The following is a 16,489-nucleotide window of genomic DNA, read 5'->3' as shown; positions in this document are numbered from 1 at the left end:
TTTCAGGACTAAAGGTAAAAAAAGAACAGTAAAAGAATGTCATTAAAATAAAGAAAATACATCTATTATAATCAATAGAATTAACATTACATAAATTGCATTACTTAAGCTAGTCTTATTATAAACCTCATAATAATGGTATAAACCAAAAAACTAATTAAAATAAACAAAATCACAAATTATAAAATAGATTTGCAATACCATACCAATTAAAATTCTTGAGATGATTAAACCCATAATAACCTTAACCTTTTTGGTATTCATTAGTTTAAAAACAAATGCTCAAGCCTTAATTGAAAACCCACGAGAACTTAAAACTATAGAAAACATATGGGATTTAGATAAATCTAATAAACAAGGTACTTTTAAACTTACGCCATACAAACCAATCTATGTAACAGCTGCCAGATGGTCTAACAGCCCCAACAAATTACCTTATAGCGAAAACCCTGACTATACTGTAACAGACCCCATAGATTATAACAGTTTTGAAGCTAAATTTCAGCTTAGTTTTAAAACTAAGATTGCAGAATCTATACTCTTTGGAGAAGGAGATTTATGGCTTGGTTATACACAAATAGCACATTGGCAAATTTATAATACCGATATATCTCGTGCCTTTAGGGAATTAAACTATGAGCCAGAACTGATCTTAACCTATCCACTAAACTTAAAATTTGCTGGATTTACCATAAAAATGGCTCGCTTTAGTTTTAACCATCAATCTAATGGTAGAGATTTACCACGATCTCGAAGTTGGAACCGACTTATCTTTAGCCTTGCTATGGAAACTAAAAACTTACAACTTGAGGTTTCGCCTTGGTTTAGATTACCCGATGATGAAGACGAAAACCCACTTATTACGAGTTACGTTGGTAATGCTAGTATTACAGCTACATACAAACTAAGTAAACATACATTTTACGCTATTTTTAATAATTCATTCAAACTCAATGATAATCGCGGTAGTTTACAATTCAACTATCTCTTTCCGTTAAATGAAAATTTAAATTTACACGCGCAATTATTCACTGGCTATGGAGAAACTTTAATAGACTATAATCACTACCAAAACACCATTGGCTTAGGGGTTTCGCTTTATAATTGGTAACCTCTTACCTATTTTACACACTTTAACAATTTCTTAGTGTATATTGACTAATAGCACATTAAAAATAACACTATTTTTGATCGCTTAGAATCCCAACTAACACACGCTATAATGGAAACGGTCAATAACAAGAAGAAATTGCTAACTAAAATTTTAAAATGGACTTTAGCCATTATTATTCTACTGATCACTAGCCTGTTTGCTATCCCAAGTATTTTTAACGATGCTATTGCCAATCAAATAAAAAAAGGTATTAACGAAAACTTAGCAACAGAACTTCAGTTTAAAGATTCTAACATTTCTTTCTTTAATCATTTTCCTTCACTAACTTTTTCTTTTGAAGACGTTAACCTATCTAGCTCTCAACCTTTTGAAAAAGATTCTTTAATAACAGCCAAAGAACTCGGATTTGGTATTAATGTGTTTAAACTTATTTTTTCGGATAAAGTGGTTATTAATGAAACTTACTTAACCGATTGCCATATAAAATTAGTTAAAGATAAGTTTGATAGAAATAACTACGATATATTTAAAGCAACAGACACAATTACGACCAATAAAATAGAGACTGAAACAGATACAACTGCTCTAGGCTTAAATCTGAATTTAAAACATTTAAAGATTGACAATGCAACTGTACATTATGAAGATCAAGACCTTGGCATCACTATGATTTCTAACGGATTGAATTATAATGGCAGAGGCGGAATTGTTAATGGAAAGCTAGAATTAGGCTCTAAATTAGATATTACGAGTGTAGATGTTGTTTTTGATCATGTTGATTATTTAAAAGGCAAGAAACTTAAAGCGCGTTCTTTCACCATTTACGATACTGAAAACCTATCCATTACTTTAGATAAAAACACCATTGCTTTAAATGATTTAAAGGTGAATTTTCACGGAAAACTCGATGTCTTTGAAAACGGATTTGCATACAACTTATTATTCAATACAGAAGATGGTACGCTTGAAGATGTTGTAAGTGCTTTACCTCCAAAATACACTGAATGGTCTAAAACCGTTTCGCTTAACGGAGATCTAGATGCAAAATTACAACTTACAGGATATACAGGTATTGTTCCTAAAGCTTCAGTAATAGAACGTACTAATGTCGAAGTTAATATATATGATGGTAAAATTAAACATGCAGATGCCGATAAAGCTGTAGAAAATCTATACCTAAAATTTAAAGGAGATATCACAGGCGATGAGATAAAAATAAAGCTAGATAGCCTTAACTTTTCTCTTAATAATGAAATTACATCAGGGCAAATACTTGCGCAAGGTAAAATGGATTCATTGTATATAAAGTCTAACATAAAATCGAACATTGACTTAAACATCTTAAATCAGACTTTAAAACTTCCAGACCTTCAATTTAACGGTTTATTAATTGCAGATGTAGCTGTAGATGGTGTTTACCAACCTTCCCACTCTAAGTTCCCAAAAACAAACGGAACTTTCAACTTATCTAAAGGTTATCTATTAACTTCAGGATACCCAGAACCAATTAAAGATATTACCTTAAATGCTATAGTTAAAAATGAAGGACAAACTTATGCGGAGTCCTCTCTAACCGTTAATGCTTTAAATTTTAGTTTTCTAGAAAATCAGTTTACAAGTAGTGGCGTTTTTAAAAATTTCGACAATTTAGAATACCTCATTAAAGGAAAAGGAAATATAGATTTCACAACCTTAAATCAAGTTATTGAGCTACCTGTTTTAATTGCTAACGGACAACTTAAAGCCGATTTAAATTTAAAAGGACAACTAAATAATCCAAACAGCAATAATACACATAGCGGTTCACTTATACTTAAAGATATAGAAATCAATACAAACGAACTTCAATATCCTGTTTTTATAAAAGAAGGTGAGTTTTTATTCTTAAATGATAGAATGGCTTTTTCTAACCTTAATGTAAAGCATCAATCATCAGATGTTATAATGAATGGATATTTTCAGAATTATCTAGATTATGGTTTATATGAAAAAGGAGTATTACTTGGAGATTTAAAATTAGCATCTTCTAAAATTGATATTACAGAATTCTTTCCGAAACAAGAACAAATACAACAACAAACAGATAGCATAACTAATACAAACAACATAGAAACTGTTGTTAGTGGAGTAATGCAAGTCCCTAAAAATATAGATTTAGCTATTGAAGTAAAAATAGACACCTTACAATACAATAAGCTAGTCATCACCACTCTCTCTGGAGACTTAGGCGTAAAAGAACAAAGTCTTTTCTTAAAGAACAGTCATCTACAAATGGCAGATGGTACGGCAGATCTTAGCGGATTCTACCAACCAACAGCTATAGACCAAGCCTTATTTGCAATGGATATTAAAGTTAAAAATCTTAATATAAAAAAAGGCTACAACAGTATAGACCTGTTTAAAGAACTAGCACCTGCCGCAGCCCAAGCATCAGGGATTGCCTCGGTAGATTATAAATTAACAGGCACATTAGATAAAGAAATGCTTCCTGTATTGTCTGCATTAAAAGGTAAAGGGGTTTTAAAAGTTCATAATGTAAAATTTGATGGTTATAAACTACTCGGTAAAGTTTCTGAAAAATCAGGTTTTGATGCCCTTAATGATCCTAAAATTTCAGAAATCACAATAAATTCTAAACTAGATAATAATGTTTTAGAACTCGAACAATTCAAATTTAAAGTCAGTCCATTTAGATTACGTTTAGAAGGACAAACAACCTTAGACGGTGAGTTAAGTCTTAAAATGAGAATAGGATTACCCCCAATAGGTCTTATAGGAATCCCTGTTGTTATAGAAGGAAATAGTGATGAGTTTGATGTTAAGGTTGGTAAAAAATCATCAGACCTTAATACGCTAGAAACAGATACTTCAAGCTATACAGAAGACAAAATAAAACAAATGTCTACACTAAAAGATTCTATAAGAGAAAGTGCATCTTTAGATGAAATAAGTAAAATGAAACAAAGCATTAAAAACGTTAACCTAGACGCAATAAAAAAACAAGAAACAGACACTCTTAAGGTTCAAAAATAAAGAATATGTAAGTTATTTGTTTATAAATACGGATTAACATAACGATTTAAAAATCACAAAAAAGACTACTTTACTACAATCAAGGCTTATAAAAAGTAACAACTATAATTTGTATCTTTGCAAACCTGTAAGCTTTACAGAAAAAACTGCACAACACAAAAGAAAGATTCTAACCTTATATGAGCCATTTTAACGATTCTATTGAAGTACAAGGAGCACGTGTTCACAACCTTAAAAATATAGACGTTACCATTCCTAGAGATAAACTTGTCGTTATTACAGGATTATCTGGTAGTGGAAAATCGTCTTTAGCTTTCGATACTATTTATGCAGAAGGACAACGTCGATATATTGAAACATTTTCTGCTTATGCACGTCAGTTTCTAGGCAATTTAGAGCGCCCAGATGTCGATAAGATTGATGGTTTATCTCCTGTTATTGCCATAGAACAAAAAACCACGAGTAAATCTCCACGTTCTACAGTCGGGACCATTACAGAAATCTATGATTTTTTGCGTTTATTATACGCTCGCGCTTCAGATGCTTACAGTTTTAATACTGGTGAGCAAATGGTAAGTTATAATGACGAGCAGATAAAAGATCTTATTTTACAATCTTACGAAGGTAAACGCATTAATATTTTATCACCTGTTATACGATCTCGTAAAGGACATTATCGCGAATTGTTTGAGCAAATTGCAAAACAAGGTTTCGTAAAAGTAAGAACAGATGGCAAGATTGTAGATATAGAAAAAGGATTAAAACTAGATCGTTATAAAAACCACGATATAGAAATTGTTATCGATAGACTTAAGATAGATAGCTCTAAAGACAATGAAAAACGTCTTATGGAAAGCATCAACACCGCTATGTATCATGGTGAAGATGTACTTATGGTTATTGATCAAGATACTAACGAACCGCGTTTCTTTAGTCGTAACTTAATGTGTCCTTCTACAGGAATCTCCTACCCTAACCCAGAGCCAAACAACTTCTCTTTTAACTCACCAAAAGGAGCTTGTTCTAATTGTAATGGTATTGGTGAATTGTATGTGGTAAATGATGCAAAATTAGTTCCAGACGAAACGCTTTCTATAAAAAATGGTGCTCTAGCACCACATGGTCCTCAAAAGAAAAGTTGGATTTTTAAACAATTTGAAACCATAGCACAACGCTTTGATTTTTCATTAAGTGATCCATGGAAAGACATACCCGACGAAGCAAAACACGTTATTCTGAACGGAGGAAAAGAGAGTTTCAGCGTAGAAAGCAAATTATTAGGCGTCACTAGAGATTACAAAATTGATTTTGAAGGTGTTGCTAATTTCATTCAAAGTCAATACAATTCAGATTCAACATCATTAGTTCGTTGGGCTAAGGAATATATGGACAAAGTAGAATGTCCGGTTTGTGAAGGCTCTCGTTTACGTAGAGAATCTTTATACTTTAAAGTAGATGGTAAAAGTATTGCCGAATTAGCCAACATGGACGTTGTAGAATTAGGGCAATGGTTAGACGGATTAACAGAGCGTCTATCAAATAAACAGCAACAAATTTCAGCTGAAATTATAAAAGAAATCAGAAACAGAGTTCAATTTTTATTAGATGTAGGTTTAACCTATTTATCTTTAAACCGAAGCTCTAAATCGCTTTCTGGTGGTGAAGCACAACGAATTAGATTAGCGACACAAATTGGCTCTCAATTAGTTGGTGTACTTTATATTTTAGATGAACCAAGTATTGGATTGCACCAACGCGATAACGAAAAACTAATTAATTCTTTAATTTCATTAAGAGACGTAGGAAACTCCGTTATTGTGGTAGAACATGATAAGGATATGATAGAACGTGCTGACCACGTTATTGATATTGGTCCTTTTGCAGGAAAATTTGGTGGAGAAATAATTAGTCAAGGAACCCCAAAAGAATTACTAAAACAAAAAACCTTAACGGCTGCATATCTTAATGGAGAACGTAAAATTGAAATCCCAAAAGAGAGACGAAAAGGGAATGGCAAAAAACTAATCCTTAAAGGTTGTACAGGAAATAATTTAAAGAATGTTGATGTAGAGTTCCCTTTAGGAAAAATGATTGGAGTAACTGGAGTTTCGGGTAGTGGAAAGTCTACGCTTATTAACGAAACCCTCTACCCTATTTTAAATGCACATTATTTTAATGGTGTAAAAAAGCCAATGCCTTACAAAAGCATTAAAGGTTTAGAACATTTAGATAAGGTAATTGACATAAATCAATCACCAATAGGACGTACACCAAGAAGTAATCCGGCAACTTACACTAAGACTTTTGATGAAATAAGAAGTCTATTTGCTAAGATTCCAGAAGCACTTATTCGTGGTTATAAACCGGGTCGTTTTAGTTTTAATGTAAAAGGAGGACGTTGCGAAACTTGCCAAGGAGGAGGATTACGTGTCATAGAAATGAACTTCTTACCAGACGTTTATGTAGAATGTGAAACCTGCCAAGGAAAGCGTTTTAATCGTGAAACTTTAGAAATTCGTTATAAAGGAAAATCGATCAGTGATGTCTTAAACATGACGATTGAAGAAGCTGTTGGTTTCTTTGAACATATACCTAAAATTCACAGAAAACTAAAAACCATAAAAGATGTTGGCTTAGGTTACATAACTCTAGGACAACAAAGTACAACGCTTTCTGGTGGTGAAGCACAGCGTATAAAATTAGCTACAGAATTAAGTAAACGCGATACAGGTAATACATTTTATATCCTAGATGAACCTACAACTGGTTTACATTTTGAAGATATTAGAGTCCTAATGAAAGTACTTAATAAACTTGCAGATAAAGGAAACACCGTTTTAATTATAGAGCACAATTTAGACGTCATTAAAACCGTAGACTATGTTATAGATATTGGTTACGAAGGCGGAAAAGGTGGAGGAGAATTAGTTGCCAAAGGCACACCCGAACAAATTATTAAAGATAAAAAGAGTTACACCGCTAAGTTTTTAAAGAAAGAAATGTAATTTTTTACAAAAAACAAAGTTTATCCCTTGTTAATAGCAATCTGTAGCTTATACAACCATAATGTTAACTCTATAGACTTAGATATTTTGTAGTTGATAGCTTAATTTATAATTTTAAAGTATTAACAACTTAAATCTTAAAAATTATGAAAAGTATTCTCTGGTTAGTCGCCGTTATATGTATAGTCGTTTGGTTACTTGGTTTATTAAATATTATTCCCGGTATGAGCAGCAATAGTCTTATTCATATTTTATTAGTTATTGCAGTAATTGTTATTCTCTATAATATTATATCGGGTAGAAAACCATTATAAACCTTTAAAATATATCAGTAACAAGCGTATCAAAATATTTTGATGCGCTTATTTTTGTATTAAATATTAATTTCAATCAATTTAACTTAACTTTGAGGAACATTTAAAGAAAAAATGAGCCATATTAAATTATGGCTTTTATATGTTATAATTAGAATAAACTTATGCGAACAGAAAGTAATAGCAAACGTTGGAATGAAATAAAAACAAATGACTCTTGGGCGATTTTTAAAATCATGGGAGAATTTGTAAACGGATATGAAAAATTAAGTAAAATAGGACCTTGTGTTTCTATTTTTGGATCGGCAAGAACTAAGCCTGATCATAAATATTATAAATTAGCTGAAGATGTAGCTACTCAAATTGTAGAACATGGATATGGTGTTATTACAGGCGGTGGCCCCGGTATTATGGAAGCCGGTAACAAAGGTGCTCATATTGCAGGTGGTACTTCTGTAGGACTAAATATAGAATTACCTTTTGAGCAACACGACAATCCTTATATCGACTCAGATAAAAGTCTTGATTTTGATTACTTCTTTGTAAGAAAAGTAATGTTTGTAAAATACTCTCAGGGCTTTGTAGTCATGCCTGGTGGTTTTGGAACTTTAGATGAACTATTTGAAGCTATTACGCTAATACAAACTCATAAAATTGAAAGTTTCCCTATTATATTAGTAGGAACTGAGTTTTGGGGCGGTTTGTTAGACTGGGTAAAAACAACTCTTGTAGCTGCTAAAAATATTAATGAAAAGGATTTAGATTTAATTCACCTTGTTGATACTCCTGCTGAAGTTATAGCCATCTTAGATGACTTTTATAAAGATTATGACCTTAGTCCTAACTTCTAAGAAAACCATATTTCTATTCATTACTTATTGAAACATTCAAATTTTTATGATTTTTTCAATAAGTAATGCATATAGAATTGTCAAATTTCACAAAACATTAACTTGGACACTACGCTAACAAATCATATACTTGCTATTCAAGTTAATAAAGTAGTTTTAAAAATGAATCGCTAGCCATTAATAATATGGTCAGTTCAAAAAAAACACTTTTAAATCTTTATAATTCAAAACTCTATAATTGAACAAGCTACATTACATATCTGTACTTTTCATTGTTTTCAGCACTACTCTTATTGCTCAAAACATAATTGATATTAATGCAAATGTTAGTGTAGAAACTAAAACGATTGCAATAACGCAAGCCATCGTTTATAAAAATGAATCTAAAGACACCTTAAAAACAATTTATCTTAGTGATTGGAACAACAGTTACTCTACTAAATCTACACCGTTAGCAAAACGTTTTGAAGAAGGGTTTAGTACCAAATTTCATTTAGCAAAAGATGAACAGCGTGGGTTTACCACAATAGCATCTATAAAAAATCCTACAGGTAATTCTCTAAACTTTGAACGTTTAGAATCTCATATAGATGTCATAAAAGTAGATTTACTTCACCCTGTTTTACCAGGAGAATCTTACAGAATAAGTCTTAACTATCAAATTACACTTCCTGATGCCACTTTCACGAATTACGGAGTTACAAAAGAGCAAGATTTCGATTTAAAATATTGGTACATAACTCCTGCTGTTTACAACGGTAAATGGAATTATTATAGCAATAAAAACTTGGATGATTTATTTGTTCCTAAAGCAGATTTATCAATAAACATTACATATCCTAAAAATTATAAAGTAACCACTGAGCTTGATTTTAATACTACTAGTTTTAATAACACAGAAAATACAAAAACCACTATTTTAAGTGGAGAAAACAGAATAGAAACCTACTTATCACTTCATAAATCACCAACATATAGTTCTGTTCAAACTGATGATTTTTTATTAACTACAAACATTAAAGAAAAAGGATTAATAGGACCACAAAAAGCTTTAATTACAGATAAAATTACACAATACTTAACTAAACATCTTGGTAAATATCCGCACAAAAAGTTATTAGTTACCTCTATAGATTATCAAAGAGATCAGCTTTATGGATTAAATCAGTTGCCTTCATTTTTTAGACCTTTCCCAGATGAGTTTCAATATGAATTAAAACTACTTAAAACCTCATTAAAAAAATATATTGATAATATTCTATTACTTAACCCAAGAAAAGAGCATTGGTTAAGTGAAGGGCTTCAGGTTTATTATTTAATTAATTATGTTGAAGAGAATTATCCTGATATGAAACTGCTAGGAACCTTAGCTGATGTTTGGGGAATTAGAGCTTTTCATGCTGCAGATTTAGATTTCAATTTTCAGTATTTTCTATATTCTATGGAAATTGCAAGAAAAAATAGAGATCAGCCTTTAACCACTTCTAAAGATTCTCTTACCAAATTCAACACCAATATTGCAGGTAAGTATAAAGCAGGTGTAGGACTTAACTACCTAGATCAATTTACAGACGATATTAATTTACCTGATCATCTTACTGAATTTTTAAAAACCTATCAATTAAAAACAGTTTCTCTTAATGATTTTGAAACCTATATAAGTTCTAAAACAACAAAAGACATTCGTTGGTTTTTTACTGACTATTTGGATACGCGCAAAAAAATAGACTTTAAAATTTCGTCTATTAAAACTTTAGAAGATTCTTTACAATTAACTCTAAAGAATAAAAGAGATAACACTATGCCAATATCAGTTTTTAAACTAAAAAACGATTCTGTAATTGGCAAATTATGGGTAGAAAATATAGAAGGTAAAAAGACAATAACTTTACCTAAAGATAGTACTGATAAATTTGTTCTCGATTATGATAATGTTATCCCAGAATATAATCAGCGTGATAACTATAAAGCTGTAAACGGTTCTTTTTTAAACAATAAGCCTTTGCAATTTCGTTTATTTAAAGACATCGAAGACCCTAATTACAATCAGATATTCTTTATGCCTTTGGTAGAATTTAATAATATTTATGATGGCTTAACCTTAGGTACAAAAGTATACAACAAGACCATCTTAAGAAAGCGTCTTAATTATAGGTTCTCACCACAATACGCAACAAAATCTAGAACACTTACAGGCTCTACGTCCATTTTTTACTCACACAATATTGAAGATCAAAATCTATACGATATTACCTATGGGATTTCTGCAGGTTACCAATCTTTTGCTAAAGATGCCTTTTTTACAAGAATAAGACCTTCTATATCATTAAGTTTTAGAAATGACGATTACATAAGATCTAACCAAACCGATCAAATTTCTGCGAGATATGTAAGTATTAAAAGAGAATTGGGAGATGATGCTACTGTTATTTTAGATGAACCAAATTATGGTGTATTTAGCTTAAGGTATTCACATTCTAATCCAGGAGTTATTAATTATTCTAAATTATTTACAGACATACAGATTGCCGATAAGTTTAGTAAAGTTACTTTTAATTACGAATTTAGAAAGCTCACTAAAAGCAATAGAAATATTAACTTTAGATTTTTCGCAGGTTATTTCTTAGAAAATAATACGAATCCTAATTCTAATTATTTCAGCTTTGCCTTAGACAGACCAACCGATTATTTATTTGATTTCAATTATTTAGGACGCTCTGAAGCTGCCGGTTTATTTAGTCAACAAATTATTATTGCAGAAGGAGGATTTAAATCTAAATTAGACACACCATTTGCAAATCAATGGATGACTACAGCTAATTTTAGCACGTCCATTTGGAGATATATTCAAGCTTATGGAGATCTAGGTTTGGTAAAAAACAAGTTTACAAATCCTCAATTTGTTTACGACTCAGGCATACGCCTTAGCCTTGTTGAGGATTATTTTGAAATCTACTTCCCTATTTACTCAAATTTAGGTTGGGAAATTGCACAACCTCAGTACAGTCAGCATATACGTTTTATGTTCACCGTTGACCCACAAGTACTTCTAGGACTCTTCAGAAGAAAGTGGTATTAATACATTCTTAATTAAGCGTTAAAATAAACTCTTACATTAAATTATTTTCAATAAAAACGACATATTAATAAGAATTCATCAACAACATAACACAAATCTATATTGTGTAAAATTTTTATTTTTTGTACTTTTGCAATAAGCTAGATAAATTATAAAATACAGATTCTACTTCTAAAAATAGTTTTGGTTTAGAATCGAAAACTCTAATTCATATATAATTATATGTTTTCAATTCGTTTTAAAACGAACTATTACATTAATCTAAATTATTTATCTAGTATTATACAAAAAAACGTTTCCAATAATGAATACAGATTCTAAGACTAAAACAGAGATTACTTTTGACGATTTTAAAACGGAAGTTTTAAACGATTACAAACTGGCAGTTACTAGCCGAGAATGTAGTTTATTAGGTCGTAGAGAAGTACTTACTGGTAAGGCAAAATTCGGAATATTCGGTGACGGAAAAGAAATCCCTCAAATCGCATGGGCAAAAGCCTTTAAAAATGGTGATTTTAGATCGGGTTATTATAGAGATCAAACCTTTATGATGGCTATTGGTGAGTTAACCATTGAGCAATTCTTTGCGGGTTTATATGCCGATACCGACCTAAGTAATGAACCAATGTCTGCAGGTCGCCAAATGGGAGGCCATTTTACAACACATAGCTTAGATGAAAACGGACAATGGAAAAACCTCACTGAACAAAAAAATTCAAGTGCAGATATTTCTCCAACTGCAGGCCAAATGCCAAGACTTTTAGGTTTAGCACAAGCTTCTAAAATATATAGAGAAGTTGATGGTATAGACACTACTAAATTCTCTAAAGAAGGAAATGAAATTGCTTGGGGAACTATTGGTAACGCGAGTACAAGTGAAGGTTTGTTTTTTGAAACGATAAACGCAGCAGGTGTATTACAAGTGCCAATGGTAATTAGCATTTGGGATGACCAGTACGGAATTTCAGTACACGCAAGGCACCAAACAACAAAAGAAAACATTTCTGAAATATTAAAAGGATTTCAGCGCAATGAAAAAGAAAAGGGTTACGAAATTTTTAGAGTAGATGGATGGAATTATCCTGAACTTATAGACACTTACCAACGTGCCGCTAAAATCTCTAGAAAAGAACATATCCCTGTAATGATTCATGTTCAAGAATTAACGCAACCACAAGGACATTCTACTTCAGGATCTCATGAACGTTACAAAAATCAAGAACGTTTAAAATGGGAAGCAGAATACGATTGTAATGCTCAAATGCGTCTTTGGATGATTGCAAATAATATTGCAACAGATGAAGAATTAACAGCGCTAGAACGCAGTATTAAAAAAACCGTAAGAGAAGGTAAAAAAGCAGCTTGGGCAGCCATAATTAATCCTATTATAGCAGAGCGAAAAGAAGCGCTTGTTTTATTAGAAAACTTAGCAACCTCTAGTACTAATAGTGCTTTTATTACAAAATTAAAAAACGAATTAGAAAGCTTTAATGAGCCATTAAGAAAAAACATCCTTTCTGCAACAAGAAAGGCATTACGCTATGTTGTTTCTGAAACATCACCAGAAAAAGTAGCACTTCAAAATTGGATTACAAACTATTTTGAAATTATACAACCAAAATACAGTTCGCATCTACATAGCCAGTCAGAACAAAGTGCTTTAAATCAAACTGAAATACTCCCAACTTACGATCCTTTAACTGAAGAAGTTGATGGACGTGTGGTTTTAAGAGAAAATTTTGATGCAATTTTCAGCAACTATCCTGAAGCTTTAATTTTTGGAGAAGACGCAGGCTATATCGGAGATGTAAATCAAGGACTAGAAGGACTTCAAGAAAAACATGGAGCACTTAGAGTTGCAGATACGGGCATTAGAGAAGCTACAATTATCGGACAAGGAATTGGGATGGCAATGCGTGGACTAAGACCTATTGCTGAGATTCAGTATTTAGATTACATTATGTATGCGCTTCAAATTATGAGTGATGATTTGGCAACTGTTCAATACAGAACAAAAGGACGCCAAAAAGCACCATTAATTGTAAGAACAAGAGGGCACCGTTTAGAAGGTATTTGGCACTCGGGCTCACAAATGGGCGGGATTCTAAACTTAATTAGAGGAATCCATTTATTAGTGCCAAGAAACATGACAAAAGCAGCAGGTTTTTACAACACACTTCTAGATAGTGATGAACCTGCCTTAGTTATAGAATGTTTAAATGGTTACCGTTTAAAAGAAAAATTACCAAATAATATTGGTGAATTTAAAACTCCAATAGGTGTTGTAGAAACAATTAGAGAAGGTAATGACATTACTTTAGTCTCTTACGGTTCTACGCTACGTCTGGTAGAAAAAGCTGCAAAAGAATTGGTACAAGTAGGCATTGATGCAGAAATTATTGATGTACAATCGCTATTACCTTTTGATATTAATCATGATATTGTGAAAAGTATTTCAAAAACTAATCGTGTAATGATTATCGACGAAGATGTATCTGGTGGAGGTTCTGCATATATTTTAAATGAGATATTAAATAAGCAAAATGCTTTTCAATATTTAGATAGCTCACCAAAAACATTAACATCTAAACAACACCGACCAGCTTATGGTACAGATGGTGATTATTTTTCTAAACCATCAACCGAAGATATTTTTGAAGCAGTTTATGACGTTATGAATGAATCAAACCCTTCAAACTATCCTAAACTGAGATAACAATCTTATTTACAACAAAAAAAACCTTCCTTTAATTTAAAAGAAGGTTTTTTTTTGTAGAATAATATTTCAAATTTTATCATTAATTTATTTTTTATAACTTTCACACTCAATTATTAACCCACAACATATGCTTACAGAGGAAATTCTTAATACGTTTAAAAAGAAGGCCGATTTGGTCGATTATATTGAAAAGCACCAAGATGATAACCCAACATTTAAAATTGCTTTAGAAAAATATGCTTATGAACAAGAATTACTCCCTTTACAAGCAGAACTGGTAGATTTTCAACATTGGGTACAAAAAGAAAAGAAAAAAATAGCCATTATTTTTGAAGGTAGAGATGCTTCAGGAAAAGGAGGAACAATTAAACGTTTTACAGAACACCTTAACCCAAGAGCTCGTAGAATTGTTGCCTTAAACAAACCGACTGAGATAGAAAAAAGTCAATGGTATTTTAATCGCTATATAAAAGAACTTCCTAATGCCGGAGAAATTGTTTTCTTTGACAGAAGTTGGTATAATAGAGCTGTTGTAGAACCTGTTATGGGCTTTTGTTCTAAAGAACAGTATAACCGCTTTATGATTCAAGTACCAGAATTTGAACATATGCTCTACGAAAATGGAACTATAATAATTAAATTTTGGTTTTCTGTATCTAAAGAAGAACAACAACGTCGGTTTGAAAAACGCTTAAAAAGTCCTCTCAAAAAATGGAAATTTAGTCCTGTTGATGAAAAAGGCCAGGAACTTTGGAATGAGTTTACAACTTACAAAAATCAAATGTTCTCTAGAACTCACAATTCATTCAGTCCCTGGGTCGTTATTAAATCTAACGACAAAAAACGTGCACGATTAGAGAGTATTAAATATGTTTTAAGCATGTTTGATTACGATAATAAAGGAAGTAATTGCAAATCACTTTTACCAGATCCCAATATTGTACAGCGTTATTTTAGAAACACAGATCAACTTGACCAATAATAAAATTCTCTTTAAAGATGACCGAAAAAAACTTACAACTTCTAAATACAAAAAAGGGAATTGAAGCCTTATTGCGCCAAAAGCAACTAAATATTGAAAAAACGCTTAACAATGTAAAATATGAAAAGCGCCTAGAAAAGCTTCAAGAAGAAATGCTTATTCTTCAACAGTGGGTTGCTAAGAATAATAAAAAGGTAATTATTCTTTTTGAAGGAAGAGATGCCGCAGGAAAAGGTGGTGCTATAAGACGTGTTATTCAACATTTACCGCCACGTGCCATCCGTGTTGTAGCTTTACCTAAACCAAATGAAACCGAAATGGGACAATGGTATTTTCAACGTTATATAAACCGCTTACCTAATGATGGTGAAATTGTATTTTTTGATAGAAGTTGGTATAATAGAGCTGTTGTAGAACCTGTTAATGGATTTTGTACAAAAAAAGAGTACAATATCTTTATGGGACAAGTGAATGAATTTGAAAAAATGATTCAAGATTCTGGTATCTATTTACTTAAACTCTATTTTTCTATAACAAAGAATGAACAAGAGCGAAGATTTAAAGACATTGTAAGTACACCTATAAAAAAATGGAAATATAGCGATGTAGATAGGCGTGCTATTTCATTATGGGATGAATACACAAAATATAAAGAGGTTATGTTTGAAAAAACACAAGTTTCAGCACCTTGGAAGGTTATAAAAGCCAACCGTAAAACTAATGCAAGAATCACTGCTTTTGAATATATTTTAAAAAAAATACCCTACGAAACTAAAGACCTAGATGGAATTAGACATAAATCCATGAAAAAACTTTTGAATGAATAAAATAAAGTAATTGATTTCAATAAAATTAGAGAAGGCATTATTGCCTTCTTTCTTTTTTAACATTAATTTTATAAAATGAAGATAGAATCTATTGTCACTATAAAAAAAGAGTTAAAACACCTTTCTCAAGAAGAGCTCTTAGAATTATGCTTACGTCTAGGGAAATTCAAAAAAGAAAATAAAGCACTACTCACCTATTTATTATTTGAATCTCATGACGAAGAAGGATATATAGCGAGTGTAAAATTAAGCTTAGACGAATTATTTATAGGCATCAACACAGATAGTTACTTCTATATGAAGAAAACAATCCGTAAAATTTTAAGGGAAATTAGAGTTTATAGCCGCTATTCTTTAAAGAAAACCACAGAAGTAGAGCTTCTACTCTATTTTTGTGAGCAAATGAACACTCTAAAACCTTCTATTCATAAAAATATAACCTTAAGCAATTTATATGAACGTCAAGTATTGTCTATTAAGAAAAAAATAAGTGTGCTACATGAAGATTTACAATATGACTATAACCTACAACTAGAGGAATTAGAAAACTAAAATAGACTTCATT

Annotated in this window: 10 protein-coding genes; all 10 read left to right on the top strand. The window is 31.5% G+C overall.

Annotated features, from left to right (window positions below):
- The first annotated feature begins 223 nt into the window (after positions 1–223).
- The 10 genes from H0I32_RS14380 (at position 224) to H0I32_RS14335 (ending at position 16,476) form a co-directional block, all read left to right on the top strand.
- Positions 224–1,111 carry a phospholipase A gene (locus tag H0I32_RS14380; protein WP_218747080.1) on the top strand — a complete coding sequence of 296 codons (888 nt, stop codon included), beginning with the start codon at positions 224–226 and terminating at the stop codon, positions 1,109–1,111.
- Between the two features lie 111 nt (positions 1,112–1,222).
- Positions 1,223–4,147: an AsmA-like C-terminal region-containing protein gene (locus H0I32_RS14375; RefSeq protein WP_179314341.1), complete on the top strand. Its 2,925-nt coding sequence runs from the start codon at positions 1,223–1,225 to the stop codon at positions 4,145–4,147.
- Between the two features lie 179 nt (positions 4,148–4,326).
- Positions 4,327–7,152 carry an excinuclease ABC subunit UvrA gene (gene uvrA / locus H0I32_RS14370; protein WP_179314342.1) on the top strand — a complete coding sequence of 942 codons (2,826 nt, stop codon included), beginning with the start codon at positions 4,327–4,329 and terminating at the stop codon, positions 7,150–7,152.
- 146 nt (positions 7,153–7,298) lie between these two features.
- Positions 7,299–7,466 (top strand): lmo0937 family membrane protein, encoded by a 168-nt coding sequence (locus tag H0I32_RS14365; RefSeq protein WP_173588534.1) that lies wholly within the window; start codon positions 7,299–7,301, stop codon positions 7,464–7,466.
- Between the two features lie 164 nt (positions 7,467–7,630).
- Positions 7,631–8,317 carry a TIGR00730 family Rossman fold protein gene (locus tag H0I32_RS14360; protein WP_173588533.1) on the top strand — a complete coding sequence of 229 codons (687 nt, stop codon included), beginning with the start codon at positions 7,631–7,633 and terminating at the stop codon, positions 8,315–8,317.
- Positions 8,318–8,555: 238 nt separating this feature from the next.
- Positions 8,556–11,396 (top strand): metalloprotease, encoded by a 2,841-nt coding sequence (locus H0I32_RS14355; RefSeq protein WP_179314343.1) that lies wholly within the window; start codon positions 8,556–8,558, stop codon positions 11,394–11,396.
- Between the two features lie 304 nt (positions 11,397–11,700).
- Entirely contained in the window at positions 11,701–14,112 is a 2,412-nt protein-coding gene (locus H0I32_RS14350) for a thiamine pyrophosphate-dependent enzyme (RefSeq protein ID WP_179314344.1), read from the top strand.
- A 130-nt stretch (positions 14,113–14,242) separates the two neighbouring features.
- On the top strand, positions 14,243–15,097 hold the full coding sequence (gene ppk2, locus H0I32_RS14345) for a polyphosphate kinase 2 (protein ID WP_173588530.1): 855 nt from the start codon (positions 14,243–14,245) through the stop codon (positions 15,095–15,097).
- A gap of 17 nt (positions 15,098–15,114) precedes the next feature.
- Positions 15,115–15,924: a polyphosphate kinase 2 gene (gene ppk2, locus H0I32_RS14340; RefSeq protein ID WP_173588529.1), complete on the top strand. Its 810-nt coding sequence runs from the start codon at positions 15,115–15,117 to the stop codon at positions 15,922–15,924.
- A 75-nt stretch (positions 15,925–15,999) separates the two neighbouring features.
- Positions 16,000–16,476, top strand: a complete 477-nt coding sequence (locus H0I32_RS14335) for a hypothetical protein (protein WP_179314345.1) — start codon at positions 16,000–16,002, stop codon at positions 16,474–16,476.
- The last annotated feature ends 13 nt before the right edge of the window (positions 16,477–16,489 follow it).

Source organism: Winogradskyella sp. HaHa_3_26 (assembly GCF_019278425.1).
GTDB lineage: Bacteria > Bacteroidota > Bacteroidia > Flavobacteriales > Flavobacteriaceae > Winogradskyella > Winogradskyella undariae.
This window is presented reverse-complemented; position numbering and strand designations above follow the sequence as displayed.